The organism is Clostridium sp. BL-8, from assembly GCF_002006495.1.
Classification (GTDB): Bacteria; Bacillota; Clostridia; order Clostridiales; family Clostridiaceae; genus Clostridium.
The window spans coordinates 42,868-62,334 of the sequence record NZ_LZZL01000011.1 but is presented as its reverse complement, the minus strand read 5'-3'; the positions used below and the strand labels follow the sequence as shown (position 1 = coordinate 62,334).

Here is a 19,467-nt window from a genome sequence, read left to right as displayed (position 1 = left end):
CACCAAAAATTATATTTCATATAGATAATTATGTCAACATTAAGAATCTTCAACAGCTTATTTTCAAATGCCGACTGCACAAAAATATTTATGATTTCTGATAGACATATGCATTTAAAGACTCACAAATATATAGCTATATCCAATTTTGTCTTAAATTTAATATATACTTTAATCCAAAGAGATTAATATTTAGTTAAAATAAATAATAATTTATGTCATCATACAGTACCTTGATAATAACAGCAACCGGAACCACTAAAACCATTCCTATAAACCCGCCTATTTTGTCTCCAATAAGTAACAGAATTATAACTACAAAAGGATGCATGTCAGTGCTTTCTCCTGTTATCTTTGGAGATAAAATATCTCCTTCTAATTGCTGAATGAAAAACATTCCAAGCGTTACCCAAAGTGCTTTTACAGGAGAATCTAAAAGTGCAACTATAATTGCCGGCACTGCACCAAATATTGGTCCAAAATAAGGTATTATATTAAATACAGCATTTAGAATAGAAATCCATATAGGAAATTTCACTTTTAACGCAAGTAATATAATAAATGTTAATATTCCAATTAATCCAGAAAGCAATAACTGACTTGTTATATATCTTGTTAATACTCTATCTATATTAGATAAAATTTTCTTTGTTATCTCTCTTTTTTCAGTTGGTAATAATAATAACATCTTATTATAAATCTTATTTCCATCACAAAGGAAATAATAAATCATAATTGGTACAATTGCAAATAGCATTATATCATCACCAATATTCATCAATCTTTCTACAACACTTTCTGAAAAATTCATCCAAAAAGCATTTCCTTTTTCTAAGATTTCATTGTATATTGCACTATTTGTAATAACGCCATTCTTATCAAATTTTTTTAATGTTTCTTCTAAGAAACTCCTTATATTTTCAAATACATTGCTGATATTTAATAATTCATTGAAAAGCGTAGGAACTATTACTATTACACACGTAACAATAATCCCAAGCACTATTAATATAACTAATACAGAGGCAGCTTTTTTACTTACTTTAAATTTTCCTTCTATTGCATCTCTGATAGGAGTTAATGTGTAAGCTAAAATAAAAGATATTAAAATAATATTTATTATAGCATTTACAGACTCATTGAAAAGGTAAGCTAATATTAAAGTTATGCAGAGCAGCAAAGTAATTAATAATAATATTGATTTCTTATGCTTTCTTAACTGCATTATATCTCTCCATATTATGAGGCATTGATTTAAACGAAACCCAATCCTTTCCAGTGTATAATATATATTTTTCTCCAAGTATGCATCTGCTTAAAAGAACTATCTGCTTACCTTTTATCATCTTATCTACTAATCCTGATGTCATCACTATTGCCTTTATTGAATAATCTTTTATATCTATTATCAAATCCTCTAAAACACCTTTTACATTACCCTTTGTATCAATTATCTCCATATATTTAATTTCCTTAAATGTTAATCCATTACCTTTTCTTATTAAATTTATTATCATATCTTCACCTATATCAATAACATCTTCCATATCAACATAATCATTCTTAGAAAACAAGCTGCTGTTTGAGACCCTAAAGCCCATAATCTTTCCAAGGTGAAAATCTATATATAAATCTTCTATAATACCAATTTTTTTGCCTTTAATATTGTAAACATTTTTAAAAAAGAAATCTCTAGTCTTAAACATATATCCCTCCAGCTAATAAAATTACACAGTCATTATCTATACAATGCCCAGCTATTAGGAAAATTATTCATAATTAACTTATATATAGATCATATTCCACTACAATAGCATACTTTTCACTTGTAATTTATCACTAATTTAGACATATATATGCTGCAATTGATTTCCTGCATTTTATATTCAGGCATTCGCTTAACTTACAAGTATCATAAATGCAACTTTATTATTGCTAGCAACATATATACCAAATTACTTTTTTCATCGTATCATATAAGTTTACAAAAAAATTATAGCTGAGAGTATCTACCTTTATACTCTCAGCTATAACAAAAAATAAATTTCTATTAAATTATTTTTTCAATTATTCCGCCACCAACAACTATTTCATCATCATAAAATACAACTGATTGGCCCTTAGTTATTGCTCTTTGTTTTTCAGTAAAAGTAACCTTTACTCTGCCATTTTCCATTGGAGATAAAACCGCACTTGCTGGTTTCGCTGAATATCTAATTTTAGCTTTAACCTCTATTTCTTTTTCAAGTTTATCAAATGCAATAAAATTCACATCTGTCGCAATTAAACCATTCTTAAATATATCCTCTTCAGCGCCTAATATAACTTCATTTGTCTTAGCATTTATTCCTGTTACAAAAACTGGTCTTCCAAGTGAAAGCCCAAGACCTTTTCTCTGACCTATGGTATAATACACAATTCCTTTGTGTTTTCCAAGTATATTACCATTCTTATCAACAAAGTTTCCAGGCTTAACCCTGTCTGGTTTTGCTTCTAAAATATATTTTCCATGATCATTATCAGAAATAAAACAAATCTCTTCACTGTCTTTTTTATTATGAACAGCAAGACCTATTTCTTTTGCTATTTCTCTTATTTTAGTTTTTTCGTACTCTCCACATGGCATCAATGTATGTGCTAATTGATCTTGTGTAAAATTATATAAAGCATAAGTTTGATCTTTTCTGTCATCATCGGATCTTATTAGAAGATATCTATCATCACGCTTTTCAATTTTAGCATAATGACCTGTAGCTACGTAATCTGCTCCTATACCTTTTGCTCTTCTTAAAAGTTCATCAAATTTTAAGTGTTTATTGCATTCAATACAAGGATTAGGTGTATTTCCATCTATGTATTCCTGAACAAACGGTTCTATAACTTTTTCTTTAAAATAATCTCTAAAATTTAAAACATAAAATGGTATATCTAGTTTGTCACAAACTCTTCTTGCATCATCAACAGCAGAAAGGGAGCAGCAGCCCCCTTCCCTTTCTTCAAATTCATTATCATGTTGCCAAATTTGCATTGTAGCACCAATAACTTCATATCCCTGCTGTTTTAATAAATATGCGGCAACAGAACTATCTACACCACCACTCATACCTACTAAAACTTTTTTCTTCATAAATCACCTATTATTCTTCTCCATGTACAGCAGCATGTAAATCTTCATCACTATGCTCTTCCATTGGTATTACTTCTAATCCGTTTTTCGCTCTATAATCATTGATTGCTTTATGAATTGCTTCTTCTGCAAGCACTGAACAGTGCATCTTTACTGGTGGAAGTCCATCTAAAGCTTCTGCAACAGCTTTATTAGTTAATTCCCATGCTTCATCTAAAGTTTTTCCTTTAATTAATTCAGTTGCCATTGATGATGAAGCAATTGCAGATCCACATCCAAAAGTCTTAAATTTAACATCTTGTATTATGTTATCTTCAACCTTTAAATAAATTTTCATTATATCCCCGCATTTAGCGTTTCCAACTTCACCTACACCATTTGCATCCTCTATTTCTCCTACATTTCTTGGATTTTGGAAATGTTCCATAACTTTTTCACTGTATATCATATTATTTATCTCCCTTCTTTAAAAAGTCATCCCATAACGGTGACATATTTCTTAATCTTTCTATTATTGGTGGTACAACTTCTAAAACATAATCTACATCTTCTTCAGTTGATCCTTCGCCCATTGTCAGTCTTAATGAACCATGAGCGATTTCATGAGGAAGACCTATTGCAAGCAATACATGTGAAGGGTCTAAAGATCCTGATGTACAGGCACTACCGCTTGATGCACAAACTCCCTTAAAATCTAATGATAATAGGATAGATTCACCTTCTATAAATCTAAAACAAACATTAACATTTCCAGGTAATCTCTTATCTCCTTTTGGTCCATTTAATCTTGTATATGGAATTTTTAAAAGTCCATCTATTAACTTGTCTCTTAGGGCTGTTAGCTTCTTCATATGTTCTTCCAAACCATTATGTGCAAGTTCCATAGCCTTTCCAAGACCTACAATAGCCGCTATATTTTCAGTTCCAGCTCTTCTATTTCTTTCTTGAGCTCCACCATGAATTAAGTTATCAATCTTAATTCCTTTCTTTATATATAAAACACCGATACCTTTTGGTCCATAGATCTTATGACCTGCAAGTGATAACATATCAATGTTCATATCTTTAACATCTACTGGCACATTTCCAACCGCTTGAACTGCATCTGTGTGGAAGAAAATATTTTTTTCTTTACAAATTTCTCCAATTTCCTTTATCGGTTGAATTGTTCCTATTTCATTATTTGCAAACATTATACTTACTAAAATAGTTTTGTCTGTTATTGCATTTTTTAAATCTTCTAAATTAATAAAACCTTCTTCATTAACATCTAAATATGTAACTTCAAAACCATTCTTCTCTAAATATGCACAAGTATGAAGAACTGCATGATGTTCTATCTTAGTTGTTATAATGTGATTTCCTTTGTTTTTATGTGCTGATGCAATTCCTTTTATTGCCCAGTTATCAGCCTCTGATCCACCTCCTGTAAAATATACTTCATCAGGTAAGCAGTTTAATGCTTCTGCAACTTGTTCTCTAGCTTTATCTATAGATCTTTTTGTTTCTCTTGATATTCCATAAAATGAAGATGGATTTCCGAACTTTTCAGTAAAATAAGGAAGCATTTCTTCTAATACTTCTGGTTTTACATAAGTCGTTGCTGAATAGTCCATATATACATTTTTCATTATTCTTCACTCCTATCTGCTTCTGCTATCTTAATACTACTTTTTTTATTTTTAATGACTTCATAATCATCAAGTATATCTTGTAATGTAATTGAATTCACAACACTGTCTATGCTATTTTTAATTTTTTCCCATACTGCCTTTGTAGCACAACAATCTGCACTGTCACATTCTACTCCATCTATACAATCAGCTATTTCGATAGGTCCTTCTAAAATAGTCATTATATCCCCTACCGTTATTTCACTTGGTGGCTTGCATAAAACATATCCGCCTTGTGCTCCTCTTATACTTCTTATAACATTTGCACGTCTAAGTGGACTAAATAATTGTTCTAAATAGTATTCAGAAAGATTTTCTCTTTTTGATATAGTCTTTATAGAAACCGGAGCGCCTCCATAGCTAGATGCTAAATCTACCATTGCCCTAACTCCATATCTTCCTTTAGTTGAAAGCTTCATTCTTTCACCTCTTTGTTTCATTAATATAATAATTTCGCTTATATCTTACCAAATTACTCGGCTTTTGTCAAACCATAATTTTTTATTTTCTCCCAATACTTCCTTATGCTTTCTTCATACTTATTATTTTGTTTACAATAATATATTTTTCCTTCTAGTTCTTTTGGCATATAATTTTGTTTTACATAATGATTTTCATAGTCATGAGGATATTTATATCCAGCAACTCCAAGTTTAGCTGCCCCCATATAATGGGCATCTTTTAAATGCATAGGAACATCTCCAAAATTAATGCTTTCCAAATCATTCATTGCTGCATCTATAGCTAGACATGCACTATTTGACTTTGGCAAAGTTGCTAGGTATATAACTATTTCTGATAAAATAATTCTTGCTTCTGGAAATCCAACTTTTAAAGCAAGCTCTATGCCTGAATTAACAACAGATAATGCATTTGGAAAAGCGAGTCCTATGTCTTCAGCTGCAATAACAGAAAGCCTTCGCACAATAGCAGTTAAGTTTCCACCCTTAATAAGCCTTGCCAAATAATGAATAGCAGCATCTGGATCACTTCCTCTAATGCTCTTTTGAAGTGCACTTAATAAATTATAAAATTCATCACCACTAGAATCTGCTCTCATGTTAGACTGGCCCAAACTCTCAATATACTCAGCAGAAATGGTTCTAATATTTTTCACTTGTGAATTTATAGCAAGTTCCAATATATTATAAGCCTTTCTGTAATCACCTTGAGATATTTCCGCAATATAATTTAGTGCTTCATTGGAATATTCTATTTTTACGCCCTCAGCAGTTAACTTATTTATGGAATTTTCTAAGCCAATTATAATATCAGAAGTTTCTAACGGTTTAAAAGAAAATATATTACATCTACTTATAATTGCTTTATGTATTACGAAATAAGGATTTTCAGTAGTACTTGCAATCAAAGTTATTCTTCCATCTTCTATAAATTCTAATAAAGCCTGCTGCTGTTTCTTATTAAAATGCTGAATTTCATCTATATATAAGACTACTCCATTATAATTTAATAAGTTATTCATATTATCAGTTATATCCTGAATATCTTTTACAGATGCAGTTGTCGCGTTTAACTTATAGAATTTCTTATCTACATAATTGGCCATTATGTTAGCCAAGGTAGTCTTTCCTGTTCCAGGAGGTCCATAGAATATACAATTACATATGTTCCTACTTCCTATCAAATTATATAATGGCTTTCCTTCACTTAAAATATGCTTCTGTCCTACAAAATGCTCTAATTTATCAGGCCTCATCAAATCTGCCAATGGTCTCATTGTTTCACCTCTTTGTGCCATTATATATAAAAGTATTAATACATTTTATATACCTATTCTATCTATAATTTATTCCTGAACATCCAACAAAAAATATTATAGCATAGAAAACATACTATTCCAGTAACTTTAATAAATTTTCCAATTAATTAAGACAAAAATGCGGATAATCTTTAATTTCGACCATCCGCATTATCTTTAAAACACTCAAACTAGTTTAATATTCATATTATAGCACATATTGATTGAAAAGTATAACTTTTTTTTATTTTACTTAATCATAATTTCCTCTGGCTTTGAAGATGAAACATAATATAATTTACCACTACCACTATCCATCATCGAGATATTAGCAGATATTTCAACTGTTCCACTTGCACCCTTATCAAGTTTATATCCATTTGTATAATCTCCAGTTATATATGCATCCTTTCCATTTAAAGTTATATAAACATCTTTTGTAACAGTATAGGTTTTACCAGTTGCATATATATATTCATTATATGTCCCTGGTGTAAAGCTAGCTGCAGGCTTTATAGTAGTTGTTCCATCTGCATTTTTGTCTATTTCAGCTTCTTTAGTAATTTCTGTAGAGGCTTTATATTGATTTTCAAAAACTTGTTGACTTAACTGACTATATCCTGAGCTCCCCCCCTTATCATTATGATGTTCAGAACTATTGTTATCTGTTTCCTCACCTGTATCTGCCGGATTACTTGGATTGGTTATTGAAACTGGTACCCCGGCAGATGTGAATGCTAAAACTGGAGCTGGCATCTTGTCACCTATAGCTTCTCCTGTTGCTGCAAAAGTATAAACTACACCATTAATTGTTACTTGACCTTTTTGCATTGCTCCGTTTGGGGCAAAGTAATATATTTTATTATCAATCTTGATTACACCAGTCTGCATTGCTCCAGAAACTGAAGCAAAATACATTACTCCATTATCATTTATCCATCCTGTTTTCATAGCACCTGATGGCTGCATATAATACCATACTCCTCCATCATTTACCCAGCCTGTCCTCATTTCACCTGATGACTGCATATAGTACCATGTACCCTTATCATTTAGCCATCCTGTCTTCATGTCACCTGATGGCTGCATATAATACCATATACCTCCATCATTTACCCAGCCTGTTTTCATATATCCGTCCGAACCAAAGTAATACCATACACCATCTATACTCTCCCATCCAACAGAATATGAGCTTCCTTCTGTATTCCACCATCCACTATTATCATGTTTCCATTCTGCCGAAGCACTTATTGGCGATAGAGCTGCTATTGTTAATGCTGCTGCTATTGCCGCTAATATTTTTCTTATTTTTAAGCTTTTCATTATTATTATTATACCCTCCTTGTATTCTTCCAAAAGAAACTCTTTTTTCTAATATTTAAGTAAAGCCTTTGCGTACGAAACTTCTTCCCACGATATACCATTAACTCTATCTATAATTGTTTGTAAATTATCAGAGTTAAGTTGAATTATCACGTTTCCACTCTTTGTTATAGATGCAGTTGTCTTCCCTTGACTATCCTTCCCAAATGTAACATCAAAACTTTTATCATACGCCTTTGTAATATCAATGACCTTTTGCTCTGCATTTATTCTATCTGTTCCAACTTTAGAATCCATTGCCTGCACTTTTTGTGCAATCTCTACAAATTTATTCTTAAATTTATTAAACGTATCCTCATCTTTTGTTGCTTTACCTAAAACACTTGCTACTGTATTGTTTTTATTATTCTGAATTTTAGTTATGAGCTTATCTATAGATGCATTGCTTGAAAGCTGGGAGTCAATTTCATTTAGGACATCTTCACTTAAGATGTCTCCAATCTTAGCATCTTTGTCAACTCCAGAAAATACACCTGTTGGATTGGTACCATTTTCATATTGATTCACGGCTATTTTTATTAAGTCAGCATTACTAGGTATAGTAACTGCTGATGCTCCAATAGATGTAGAACAAGATAGCACAAGTCCAACTGTCCCTATTGCTAATACTTTTTTGACCTTCATTTTATTCTATCCCCTTTCATTATTGTGACTACGTAATTATAAGTTAATTATAGCTATTTGCATCAGCCTATTGTAAATTTTTACCATATAATTTATATTATATCATTTTCCTTTTAATTACAATATATATTAACTTTACTTTGTAATTTATATATCTCGTTAAACACGTCTATGATGAATTTTATATTCATCTTGCTATTTTTTAAAATTATGTTTAATTTTTCCATTTAGCATGGTAAATTATATATAAAGTCTATCTTATGGTCTTTTAAATACAGACTTTAAATCAAATGTATAAGAGGTGTTAAAATGAGAAATTTAAAATTAAAGACATTACTAATCATTATGGCTGCAACACTTTCAGTTTCGGTAGTTATAATTCCAACTAAAGCCTCAGCTGCTTGGATACAAACTGATAGCGGTAATTGGAACTACAGTAATGGAAATAGCTTAGTTTCTGGATGGAAATCTATTGACGGACAATGGTATTTCTTTGATTCTAACGAAAATATGAAAACTGGATGGTTAAATAACGAAGGTACATGGTATTATCTTTCCACTTCTGGAGAGATGAAAAACGGCTGGATAAACGATAGGGGCACATGGTACTATACTAATTCATCTGGTGCTATGCAAACTGGATGGCTGCTTTATAATGGTTCCTGGTATTATCTAAATCCATCAGGCACTATGCAGACTGGATTTGCTAGCGTAAATGGTAAAACTTATTACTTAAGCGAATCTGGAGCAATGAAGACAGGAAACGTTACTATTAACGGAGTAAATTATACTTTTGCTGCTACCGGAGAAAAAATCAGCTCATCTCCTGTAAATGCGACAGCAGCTGCTAATGCAGGAACAACTACTAGTACTAGCTCTAGTTCGTCAGCTTCAGGAGGAACCTCTGGCGGATCTAGTTCTGGCGGGTCAGGAGGATCCTCTGGTGGTTCATCCGGAAGTTCTAGCTCAAGCTCATATTCTAAAAGCCTATATGGAACTTGGGATGTATCAAGTATAGTAACACCTAAACTTAAGAATGCTGTTTCTAATGAAAATAAAGATAATTTCGTAAAACTAGCTGTAGGACTAGATTTTACAATAAGCAGCACCAGAATAACTTTAAATGGATTTGGACAAGTTAATAATCCTTCTATTAGTGAAGGAACTATAACTTCTTCAGCTTTTTATAGCAAATACGGAAATACCTTTAAGGAATTAGGAATATATGGTGATCAAGTTAAATATGTTTCCAGCAATATAACTGCAACTTATAATTCTAAAGATTATAACATCCCAGTAACTGTTCTTATTGCAGATGACGGAAACGTATATGCCTTAGTAGACAACTACGCACTTTATAAATTAGCAAAACAATAATCACTTTACTTATTTAATTTTAAGTAAAATTAAAGTATGCTGTTATAGTTTTTATAATTGAGACAAACTGTAACAACATACTTTATATTTTTTTATTAACCTAATCTGTTCTATTTATTCCATATATGATTCTTATACTTGTCTGCGAAAAGTTTTAAATTTTCTAGGTGCTTGTACGGAACTTGTGCCTCACTTACTAATTTACGTATCTTTCTAAACATTTTTTATAGAATAACATTTCCCTTAGCACGCCTTTAACTGTTTCCAAAATAATTTAATCTTCTTCTATTAGTTCCACTTCTGATAAATCTATCTCTAAATCTTTAAACCTTATAGCATTAAATTTCTCGTTTAATGTACAACTATGCTTTAATTCATATTTATTATTTACTAATGAATAAATCCATATTTTTTTACTCATTGGTGATACAATCCAATATTCTGGTACACCATATTCTTCATATAGGTCCTTTTTAGAAATAAGATCATCATCCGGATTTGATGGACTTAAAACTTCTATAATTAATTGTGGAATTCCTATATAACCTCTATAAAAAATTTGATTTTTATCACAATACACTGCAACATCTGGAGCCACTTCAGCTTTTTTCGATTTTATTAAATTATCAATACTATTTTTATCAGACTTAATAATAGTTGGATCTTCTTTAGTTAGAAATAAAGCAGCTTCAATTGAAACATTACAAGACTTCTTGAAATAATTTTTTAATTGCAAATATAATTCTCCTTGTAACTCTATATGGTTATATCTAGGTCTTGGCGACATATATTTTATATTATTAATCCATTCTTCTTTTAATAATGAGTTTTCTAATTTATTAGGTTCCATACTATCATCTCCTCTATACAATAACTATATCATAAAATCACCTAATAATTTAATATAACCTACATCTAATCTTCTTAAAGATTCTACACAGTTAATATTTATAATAGTGCTTAACATCTTTTTTTAGAAGTATATATCTTATAATAAATGAAATAAAAAACTGCTAAGCCTATTATTGAGCCAGAAAAATCTACTAATACATCACTAACCATAGCTGTTCTTCCTGGTATGAAAGACTGATGGAATTCATCAGTTACTGCATAAAGCAAGCAAATAAATAATATGTAAATTACTGCATCCTTTCCTTTTTTGTTATATACGAACAGTATGCCGCTTACAAAAATAGCTAATGTCATATATAAAAATCCATGGGCATTTTTTCTGATTATGTGATCTAATTGACTTAATCTTGCTGACTGTAAATTAGATGTATTTTTATTTGCTTGTGTCTCATAGTTTACTTCTGCATTTTGATTTACTTTTTCATCACTATTAGTGGACTTATCTAGTTTCGACTGACTTATTGTATTATCTGGCAGTTCATTTTGTAATTTTGATTTAGCTTCCTCAATTATGTTAACTACTTTAATACTTTCGCTATGAGAAACCTGCCCATTGCTGCTTGACATGAAAAATATAAATCCCATCCAAAATAAACATAAAAGTATAATAACTTTCCTCACTTAAGTACCTCTTTTCTTTATTAATTTAAATCTTTATAAAGATAAACGTGAATATTTAATTATTTACCTATATTTCATATATTAAACAATCATAAACACTTCAAAATAAAAAAACAGATAAGATTTTTGAATTAATTCATCTTATCTGTTATATTTAATTTCCATATTATTTAAAATTATACTTAACAATTTTGTGATTTTATTAAAATAACCTCTTTTTCACTTATATTTTATCTCAATTCTACTTTTCTTAAGCAAAAAGCTACATTAAATAATCCTTTAGTGTAATCATTACAATTGATAATTTTTTACAAAGATCTGACCCCTTTGTGAGCGCATCATGACCGAACTTACTAATACATTTTTTAAAAATATAACCCTATAAATTACTTTAATAAAATTTTATAAAAAAATAAGCAGTAAGAATTCAACACTCTTACCACTTACCTTTGCCTACTTTTCACTTTTATCCAAATAAAGTTCTATCACTTAATGCTTCTGCTCCATTAGCTTTTTCAAAAAGCCCAAGAAGTTTATTATTATCTAACTTTTCTTTTTCTTCATCTTTAACATCTACTAGTATTTTACCCCTATGCATCATGAAAAGTCTGTTACCATTTTCAAGAGCATGTTTTAGATTATGTGTAACCATAAGGGTTGTTATTCCGCTTTCCTTAACAATCTTTCTAGTAATGTCCATTATTATCTCTGATGTTTTTGGATCTAAGGCAGCGGTATGCTCATCTAAGAGCAATAATTTCGGTTTAGACATTACTGACATAAGCAGCGTCAAGGCTTGTCTCTGTCCTCCAGATAAAAGCAATACTTTATTATAAAGTTTATCTTCCAAGCCTAAATTAAGCTCTCTTACCATCTCTTTATAATAGTCTATTCTCTTCTTATTTATACCAAATCCAAGTCCAAATGTTTTTCCCTTATTATCTGCAAGGGATATATTTTCTAATATGGTCATATTAGGCGCAACACCTTTAGATGGATCTTGAAATACTCGTCCTATAGACTTTGACCTCATATACTCCGGCTTATCAATAACTTCATCTCCATCCAATAATATTGACCCTGCATCGGCTTCTAATGTTCCCGATATCATATTCAATAATGTTGACTTACCAGCTCCATTAGAACCAATTACACTTATAAAATCACCTTGTTTAACTTCTAAGGACAATTTATCAAACACCCTGTTTTCATTTATTGTATTTGGATTAAATACCTTGGATAGTTGTCTCACCTTTAGCATTTTTTGCACCACCTTCCACAATAGTTTTTTTCTTTTTAAATTTAAGAACCCCACTGTTAGAACATAATGCTATAACTACAATTATTGCAGTCATTAATTTTAAATCATTAGCATTTAAACCTAATTTTAAGACAATTGCTATTGCTGCTTTATATATGACTGCACCAAATATTGATAATGTAGTCACTTTAACAAATGATATTCTTTCAAATAATGATGTACCAATTATTACAGCTGCAAGTCCCATTACTACTGTACCTGTTCCCATTCCAACATCACTAAAACCTTGGTATTGTGCTGTTAGCGCTCCAGCAAGTGCAACTAATGCATTACTTATCATAAGTCCTAAAACCTTAACTAAATCTTTATTTACCCCAAGAGATGAAACTACCTGTTCATTATCTCCTACAGCTCTAAGTAAAAATCCAGATTTTGTTTTCAAATATAAATCTAATAATATTTTTACAATAATAACTATTACTAAAATCAATACTAGGGCCGGAATAGATAATTTAAATAAATTCGGTGTATTAAACAATGGAATATTAGCTTTTCCCATTATTCTTAAGTTTATTGAATACAAACCTATCATAACTAATATTCCAGCCATTAAGTTTGTTATCTTAAGCTTTACGTGTAAAAATGCTGTTACTCCTCCAGCTATTGCCCCACCTATAGTTGCCACTATTATTGTGATCCAAGGATTAACTCCTTTTACCAGCAATGCTGCAGAAATTGCAGCACCAAGTGGGAATGTTGAATCTACAGATAGATCAGGAAAATCTAAAATTTTGTAAGTTATATATACTCCAATGGAAACTAGTGAAAATAGTAGTCCTTGTTCTAAAATATTTATTAAAACTCCCACTATTCAACGCCTCCAGTTACCTTCTTACAACTTTCTTCTATATCTGATGGAATTGTTACATTTAACTTTTTAGCAACATCAGTATTTATAGTATACGACATATCACTTAATGTACTTATTTCAACATCTGATGGTTTCTTTCCATCTAAAACTTCTGCCGCTTTGTATCCTGCCTCTTTACCTAATTTATAATAATCTATACCTATTGATGCAAGACCGCCTTTTTCTACAACCGCCTCTTCTGCACCTATTATAGGAACGTTTTTATCTAAACAAAGTTTGCCAACTAATGCATAACCAGATGCAACTGTATTATCTGTTGGAGTATATAATGCATCTATTTGATCTAATGCACTTGTTAAATTTTGATTTATTTCATTTACATTAGTAACTCCAACTTCTTTCACTGCTAGTCCTTCTTTTTCAGCTGCTTCTTTAAGTTCATCAACTTGAACTACTGAATTTGTTTCTGAAGTATTATAAATTACACCTATTGTCTTTGCATTTGGAAGTAATTTTTTAAGAAGTTCTATTTGCTTGTCAACCGGAACCTTATCCGATGTTCCAGTAACATTTGTCCCTGAACTTTTCCAATCTTTTGCTACTTCAGCCTTTACAGGATCTGTTACTGCTGTAAATACTATCGGAATATCTTTAGTAGAATTATATGCCGCTTGAACTGCTGGTGTAGCAATTGCAAAAATCAAATCTTTCTTTGAATCTACAAATTGCTTAGCAATTGTTTGTGCGTTAGCTTGTTCACCCTGAGCATTTTGCTGTTCAATCTTAATATTTTTTCCTTCTTCATATCCTTTTTCTTTTAGTCCGTCAACAAACCCCTTATTAGATGCATCTAAAGCATCATGTTGAACCAATTGAATTACTCCAATATTTTTTACTGCTGATGAAGTTCCCCATTGGTTATTTGAATCTGTCGCACCTTTCCCACATCCTGCAAGAATTCCTCCAACCAAAACTGTGCATAATAGCATCGCTGCTTTCTTTTTTCCTACCATATTTCTATCCTCCTACTATTTGGATATTATCAATTTCCTACTATACTACTTTGTTTAATCCTACAATTAATGTCGCAATTATATAACTATATTTATGCTAATCCATTAAATAAATTGATAATATTTTATAAATCTTTTAAGTTATGATACCATAATTTAATATTCTTGTAAAGACAGGCCACACAAGCCTTAATCTTCTTCTAATCCATTTGTCTAGTTCTGTTAGATTACGCCCAAGCTGGGCACACCAAAAAAGCAGCAAGATTATAAATATTCTTGCTGCTTTCCTTAAATGATAAGATTAATTATATTATTATTTTTGAATCTTTAAAGGTCAAATTTAAAGTTTACAATTAATTTGCTAACCTAAAGATCTTGAAACATTCACTGTAACATAGCTAGATCCAAAGTGTATTTTATAAGTTCCTGTAGTTGTATCGCCTAAGCTAACTAAACCTTTTATATTTGTCTCTATTGGCAAACTTGCGTCATATAATGTTTTTCCATCCACTTCCATTTTGGTTACAGTTTCTTTTATACTTCCAGCTGAAATGGTAACTGTTGGAGGATTATTAGTTTTATCAACCACTTCGCCAATTCTATCCTGTAAGTTTTGTTTAAATTGATCATATGTTAATGTACTATTCTTTATTTTTTCTGCTATTGCAGGTGTATTAAAACTTCCATCAACGAAATAATCAGAATTTCCACCATTAGCTACATAATTAGCGTCTGCTTTTGCAAGATAGTCTGTAAGTGATAATCCATCTATACTTAACATTGCAGAATTTGCAACCATCACTTCTTCCGCTTTAGTTAATCTCGCTTCTATTACACTTAAATCTTCATTTTTAGAAGTCTCAAATACAGTTTGTAGAGAATCCAAGTTTGAATTTTTAAGTGTTACCTGTATAGGATTAGCTGTAAGATCTACACTAATATCATTCTTTAATGTAGGATGATTTTCAAAAATACTATTTATTTTATCAGCATAGAGTCCTGAAACTATAGGTGTTATGTCAACATCATTTGTTGAACCGCCGCCTGAATGATGGCCGCCGCCACCGCCGCCACCGCCATTTGATCCACTTCCACTGCTTGATGTATCTGTTCCTGTACTTGTTCCTGTACCAGTTGTAGTATCTACTGGTGCTGAAACTCCAGCAGATGTGAATGACAATGTTGGAGTTGGTAATACATTTCCAATTGCTTCTCCACTAGCTGCAAAAGTATAAGTTACACCATTAATAGTAACACTTCCTGTTTGCATTGCTCCACTTGCTGCTAAATAGTATATCTTTCCATCAACTTGAACTACACCAGTTTGCATTGCTCCTGATGATGCTGCAAAATACCATACTCCATTATCATTTATCCAGCCTGTCTTCATAGCTCCTGATGATTGTAAATAATACCATGTGCTTCCATCTTTAACCCAGCCAGTTTGCATAGCTCCTGATGATTGTAGATAATACCATGTACTTCCATCTTTAACCCAGCCTGTTTTCATTGCTCCTGATGATTCTAAGTAGTACCATGTACCTCCATCATTTACCCAGCCTGTCTTCATATATCCATCTGCATCAAAGTAATACCAAGTATTACCGATACTACTCCAGCCAACAGAATAAGAATTTCCTTCTGTATTCCACCATCCATTAGAATCTTGTCTCCATTCAGCTGATGCGCCTATTGGAGATAATGCTAATACTGAAGCTGCAACTGTTGCTGCTGCAACTACTTTTCTTAATTTTAAACTTAACATTATTATATTGCCCTCCTTAATAATTTTTGCTTTTAGTTATTATGTTAATCTTGATAGCTTATTTTAATGAAACTATTTTACCTGCAATAACTTAGGCCCTATTTTTCTTATTTTCATTCTAGTAAAAATAAACACAAGCATTCCTACAATAAATGTTATAAGACCATATGCTGCTAGAAGTTCTAATAAATATTTTATTGCATAAGAAATAATTTCTTTGAAATAAATTGGCCCAATATTAATCTTTTCATAAAGTTTAAAGATATAAGAACCTGCAAATATTGAAAATAATATCAGTCCTGCTATAAAAAAAGACCTGCTAATCTGCTTTAATGAGTATATAATTTTTTCCTTATTCATTTTAATTAAAATAATAATAAAGATTATAGGTAAAATCATAAACACCCAAAACATTTTATAAACTATTGAGGTAACCTTCGCAATTTTTTCAATTCTGCTATCATTGAACGCTTTGCTTAAGTCTAGTTTTTCAACTTCTTTTTCAATATCATTATCAGCTTCATCAATTAACTTATTTTCTATAATGTCTAATTGGCTTCCAACAGTTTTAGCAGTACTATTTGCACTATTCGTACCATTCTGAGAACCTGACTGGACACTTTCTTCATTATTTTGATCTGCTGAACTGCTCTTACTATCTGATGAGTCACTATTTCCATTTGCTTTACTTTGATTTTCTCCAGAGCTTCCTTTATTACTATTGTTTTCGTCTTTTGCGGTGTCTCCATCAATTGTTATGCCATATCCCGCTAATATTTTTAAAGCCTGCTCTTCAGTTATTCCCTTTTCTTTTGCTTTTTGAATTGCCTGTTCTTCAGTAAGGCCTTTTTGCTTTAACAGTTCTCTTACCTTAGCTTCAGCTTCATCCTTTGACATTAACCTTTCTACTTTTAATGGATCTTGTCCAACTTGAGCTTTAGTTTTAACAACCATCATTTCATCTGCTTTGTATTTATCTATAGCATTTGATGTATTTTGAATATCTATATGACTGTTATAAGACAAATCTCCAGTTGGTTTTATTACACTATTCATTGTAGAATGTATAACGTCTGCAACTCTTTGCTTATATACCTCTGTATCTACTGGCTGTATATTGTTTTTCCCAGTTTTCAGATAATCTATAATTTCTGGAATTGCTGCATCTGATTCTCTTTTTATATCATCTTCTGTTATTATTGATTCTTTAATGTCATAATTAATATTCTTAGCACTTAATGCTGAATCTATTTTACTGTATATTGATTCTTTAACTTGTTCATACGCATTACTTTTTTCAAGTATCTTTGTATATGTATTTCTATTTAATATAACTGCTTGAAAAAATATGCACAATACTGCAAACATTATACTAAGCATTAGCAACACTTCAATAATACATATGCTTTTTTTAGTTGTATTCATGCTAATATATTAATCCTCCTTGATGTTCTAGGAATCTATGTAATTCCTAATTTGCACTAAATAGCTTTTTTAGCATCAGCCTTATCTAAAGTTAAATCCCTTACTTCATCAGTAGACACTGATCAAGTTAAAACTAATGCAAATGCTCCCCTATTGATAATAATCTTTTCATTATTATTCTGACCCCCTTAAATATTCAAAATATCATATAATTAAAGATATCATAATAGATGTATTTTCCTATACAGGAAATTACATCTATATAGTACATACATATACATATAATATAGCATTTTTCCCCTAATTACAATACATTTTCCACCATATTTTGAATTAATACCACATTTTAAACTAAAACAAATTACCTTATATTTATTAATAAATCCGATAATATTCAATAATTTCTTTGAATTTTGTCAAATATAATGGTAAATTATATATATGATTTTAAATTTTATAATATTAGTCCTTAAGTTGGAAACAACTAAATAATACATAACATAGGGAGTGTTAAAATGAAAAGAAATAAACTAAAAAATTTATTTGCTATAATGGCAATCACGCTTGTAACTTCAGTGGCAGTCTTACCAGCAGCTAAGGCTTCAGCCGCATGGCTTCAAGCTGATAATGGTAATTGGAGTTATTCAGAAGGAGATAATTCAGTTTATGGCTGGAAGTCAATTGATGAAAACTGGTACTTCTTCGATACAAATGGATTTATGAAAACTGGCTGGTTAAATGACAATGGCAGCTGGTATTATCTAGCTTCTTCAGGAGCTATGAAAACTGGCTGGATCAATGATGGAGCCTCATGGTACTATTTACAATCATCTGGTGTAATGAAAACTGGCTGGCTTAATGATAACGGAAGCTGGTATTATTTAAATTCAGCTGGTACTATGCAGACTGGATTAACAGCCATCGATGGTAAGACTTATTATTTAAGTGAATCCGGTGCTATGAAAACTGGAAACATTACAATAAATGGTGTAAATTACACTTTTGCTGCAAGTGGAGAAGAAGTAACTTCAACAAATGCTAGCCAAAATTCTACTGCTACAACAACAACTGCTGACTCAACTACTGCTTCAACTACTGACTCTTCAACAACTACTAGCGGAGGCGGCTCTTCAGCAGGAGGATCTGGTGGATCTGGCGGAGCTTCAGGAGGTTCTAATTCAGGTACAAGTACATCATATTATAAGAGCTTATATGGAACTTGGTCTTTAGGTGATTGTGTTTCTTCAAGCATGACTTCAACCACTAAATTCACACCTTCAGATGTAGATAAGGCTACACAGATATACGGTAATGAAGTAACAATCAGCAGTACGGGTGTAAGCATTCCATTATATTCTATTTCTGATATCCAAACTAAAGAAGGAACTATGACTGCCTCAGAATTTAAAAGTAATTACAATAATGTTTCTTTAAGCGATATAGGAATTTCAGGAGACAGTATCAAATACATTAAGGTAACTGGTTCAGGAAAAAATGCAACTATCTTCATAAGTAACAGTAATGATGTATATGTTTTATTCAGCAACTTGCTTTATGAGCTAGAAAAATAGTATCAATATTTTTATTCACATAACTAAAAAATATGCTATTACTGAAAAGTCTCAAAAACTAGGACAAACAGTAATAGCATAT

General features: G+C 31.1%; 18 protein-coding genes. 2 read left to right on the top strand and 16 right to left on the bottom strand.

Annotation, left to right across the window (positions count from 1 at the left end):
* Positions 1–196: 196 nt before the first annotated feature.
* The 9 genes from CLOBL_RS05000 to CLOBL_RS04960 form a co-directional block, all read right to left on the bottom strand.
* Positions 197–1,225, bottom strand: a complete 1,029-nt coding sequence (locus CLOBL_RS05000; protein WP_077858015.1) for an AI-2E family transporter — start codon at positions 1,223–1,225, stop codon at positions 197–199.
* A complete protein-coding gene (locus CLOBL_RS04995; protein ID WP_077858014.1) occupies positions 1,206–1,706 on the bottom strand; it encodes a PRC-barrel domain-containing protein in 501 nt (166 codons plus the stop codon). Before CLOBL_RS04995 ends, CLOBL_RS05000 begins: the two co-directional genes overlap by 20 nt.
* Positions 1,707–2,050: 344 nt before the next feature.
* A complete protein-coding gene (gene mnmA, locus CLOBL_RS04990) occupies positions 2,051–3,127 on the bottom strand; it encodes a tRNA 2-thiouridine(34) synthase MnmA (protein WP_077858013.1) in 1,077 nt (358 codons plus the stop codon).
* Between the two features lie 10 nt (positions 3,128–3,137).
* A complete protein-coding gene (gene nifU, locus CLOBL_RS04985) occupies positions 3,138–3,575 on the bottom strand; it encodes a Fe-S cluster assembly scaffold protein NifU (protein WP_009169040.1) in 438 nt (145 codons plus the stop codon).
* Between the two features lies 1 nt (position 3,576).
* Entirely contained in the window at positions 3,577–4,758 is a 1,182-nt protein-coding gene (gene nifS / locus CLOBL_RS04980; protein ID WP_077858012.1) for a cysteine desulfurase NifS, read from the bottom strand.
* On the bottom strand, positions 4,758–5,219 hold the full coding sequence (locus CLOBL_RS04975) for an Rrf2 family transcriptional regulator (protein WP_077858011.1): 462 nt from the start codon (positions 5,217–5,219) through the stop codon (positions 4,758–4,760). The genes nifS and CLOBL_RS04975 overlap by 1 nt, the downstream gene beginning before the upstream one ends.
* A gap of 53 nt (positions 5,220–5,272) precedes the next feature.
* Entirely contained in the window at positions 5,273–6,538 is a 1,266-nt protein-coding gene (locus tag CLOBL_RS04970; protein ID WP_077858010.1) for a replication-associated recombination protein A, read from the bottom strand.
* 270 nt (positions 6,539–6,808) lie between these two features.
* Entirely contained in the window at positions 6,809–7,885 is a 1,077-nt protein-coding gene (locus CLOBL_RS04965) for an N-acetylmuramoyl-L-alanine amidase family protein (protein ID WP_077858009.1), read from the bottom strand.
* Between the two features lie 48 nt (positions 7,886–7,933).
* The gene (locus tag CLOBL_RS04960; protein WP_077858008.1) at positions 7,934–8,569 is read right to left on the bottom strand and encodes a hypothetical protein; all 636 of its coding nucleotides are present in this window, start codon (positions 8,567–8,569) and stop codon (positions 7,934–7,936) included.
* 309 nt (positions 8,570–8,878) lie between these two features.
* On the opposite strand from CLOBL_RS04960, the gene CLOBL_RS04955 reads away from it, so the two are divergent.
* Positions 8,879–9,946 carry an N-acetylmuramoyl-L-alanine amidase family protein gene (locus CLOBL_RS04955; protein WP_077858007.1) on the top strand — a complete coding sequence of 356 codons (1,068 nt, stop codon included), beginning with the start codon at positions 8,879–8,881 and terminating at the stop codon, positions 9,944–9,946.
* 274 nt (positions 9,947–10,220) lie between these two features.
* On the opposite strand, the gene CLOBL_RS04950 is transcribed toward CLOBL_RS04955, so the two are convergent.
* The 7 genes from CLOBL_RS04950 to CLOBL_RS04920 form a co-directional block, all read right to left on the bottom strand.
* Complete coding sequence (locus CLOBL_RS04950) at positions 10,221–10,796, bottom strand: Uma2 family endonuclease (protein WP_077858006.1); 576 nt, start codon at positions 10,794–10,796, stop codon at positions 10,221–10,223.
* Between the two features lie 110 nt (positions 10,797–10,906).
* Entirely contained in the window at positions 10,907–11,479 is a 573-nt protein-coding gene (locus CLOBL_RS04945; RefSeq protein ID WP_077858005.1) for a VanZ family protein, read from the bottom strand.
* Between the two features lie 466 nt (positions 11,480–11,945).
* Positions 11,946–12,740 carry an ATP-binding cassette domain-containing protein gene (locus CLOBL_RS04940; protein ID WP_077858004.1) on the bottom strand — a complete coding sequence of 265 codons (795 nt, stop codon included), beginning with the start codon at positions 12,738–12,740 and terminating at the stop codon, positions 11,946–11,948.
* On the bottom strand, positions 12,706–13,608 hold the full coding sequence (locus tag CLOBL_RS04935) for an ABC transporter permease (RefSeq protein WP_077858003.1): 903 nt from the start codon (positions 13,606–13,608) through the stop codon (positions 12,706–12,708). Before CLOBL_RS04935 ends, CLOBL_RS04940 begins: the two co-directional genes overlap by 35 nt.
* Entirely contained in the window at positions 13,608–14,624 is a 1,017-nt protein-coding gene (locus tag CLOBL_RS04930) for an ABC transporter substrate-binding protein (RefSeq protein WP_077858002.1), read from the bottom strand. The genes CLOBL_RS04935 and CLOBL_RS04930 overlap by 1 nt, the downstream gene beginning before the upstream one ends.
* 361 nt (positions 14,625–14,985) lie before the next feature.
* The gene (locus tag CLOBL_RS04925; protein WP_077858001.1) at positions 14,986–16,389 is read right to left on the bottom strand and encodes an N-acetylmuramoyl-L-alanine amidase family protein; all 1,404 of its coding nucleotides are present in this window, start codon (positions 16,387–16,389) and stop codon (positions 14,986–14,988) included.
* Positions 16,390–16,461: 72 nt separating this feature from the next.
* Positions 16,462–17,814, bottom strand: a complete 1,353-nt coding sequence (locus tag CLOBL_RS04920; protein WP_077858000.1) for a hypothetical protein — start codon at positions 17,812–17,814, stop codon at positions 16,462–16,464.
* Positions 17,815–18,329: 515 nt separating this feature from the next.
* Between CLOBL_RS04920 and CLOBL_RS04915 the strand changes: the two genes are divergently transcribed.
* Positions 18,330–19,385 (top strand): N-acetylmuramoyl-L-alanine amidase family protein, encoded by a 1,056-nt coding sequence (locus tag CLOBL_RS04915; protein WP_077857999.1) that lies wholly within the window; start codon positions 18,330–18,332, stop codon positions 19,383–19,385.
* Positions 19,386–19,467: the final 82 nt, after the last annotated feature.

Coding starts and splice junctions, on each gene's coding strand:
- CLOBL_RS04955 (WP_077858007.1), top strand. CDS start 8,879: ATGAGAAATTTAAAATTAAAGACATTACTAATCATTATGGCTGCAACA.
- CLOBL_RS04995 (WP_077858014.1), bottom strand. CDS start 1,706: ATGTTTAAGACTAGAGATTTCTTTTTTAAAAATGTTTACAATATTAAA.
- CLOBL_RS04950 (WP_077858006.1), bottom strand. CDS start 10,796: ATGGAACCTAATAAATTAGAAAACTCATTATTAAAAGAAGAATGGATT.
- CLOBL_RS04970 (WP_077858010.1), bottom strand. CDS start 6,538: ATGAGACCATTGGCAGATTTGATGAGGCCTGATAAATTAGAGCATTTT.
- CLOBL_RS04920 (WP_077858000.1), bottom strand. CDS start 17,814: ATGAATACAACTAAAAAAAGCATATGTATTATTGAAGTGTTGCTAATG.
- nifU (WP_009169040.1), bottom strand. CDS start 3,575: ATGATATACAGTGAAAAAGTTATGGAACATTTCCAAAATCCAAGAAAT.
- CLOBL_RS04975 (WP_077858011.1), bottom strand. CDS start 5,219: ATGAAGCTTTCAACTAAAGGAAGATATGGAGTTAGGGCAATGGTAGAT.
- CLOBL_RS04940 (WP_077858004.1), bottom strand. CDS start 12,740: ATGCTAAAGGTGAGACAACTATCCAAGGTATTTAATCCAAATACAATA.
- CLOBL_RS04930 (WP_077858002.1), bottom strand. CDS start 14,624: ATGGTAGGAAAAAAGAAAGCAGCGATGCTATTATGCACAGTTTTGGTT.
- CLOBL_RS04915 (WP_077857999.1), top strand. CDS start 18,330: ATGAAAAGAAATAAACTAAAAAATTTATTTGCTATAATGGCAATCACG.
- CLOBL_RS04925 (WP_077858001.1), bottom strand. CDS start 16,389: ATGTTAAGTTTAAAATTAAGAAAAGTAGTTGCAGCAGCAACAGTTGCA.
- CLOBL_RS04965 (WP_077858009.1), bottom strand. CDS start 7,885: ATGAAAAGCTTAAAAATAAGAAAAATATTAGCGGCAATAGCAGCAGCA.
- nifS (WP_077858012.1), bottom strand. CDS start 4,758: ATGAAAAATGTATATATGGACTATTCAGCAACGACTTATGTAAAACCA.
- CLOBL_RS04960 (WP_077858008.1), bottom strand. CDS start 8,569: ATGAAGGTCAAAAAAGTATTAGCAATAGGGACAGTTGGACTTGTGCTA.
- mnmA (WP_077858013.1), bottom strand. CDS start 3,127: ATGAAGAAAAAAGTTTTAGTAGGTATGAGTGGTGGTGTAGATAGTTCT.
- CLOBL_RS05000 (WP_077858015.1), bottom strand. CDS start 1,225: ATGCAGTTAAGAAAGCATAAGAAATCAATATTATTATTAATTACTTTG.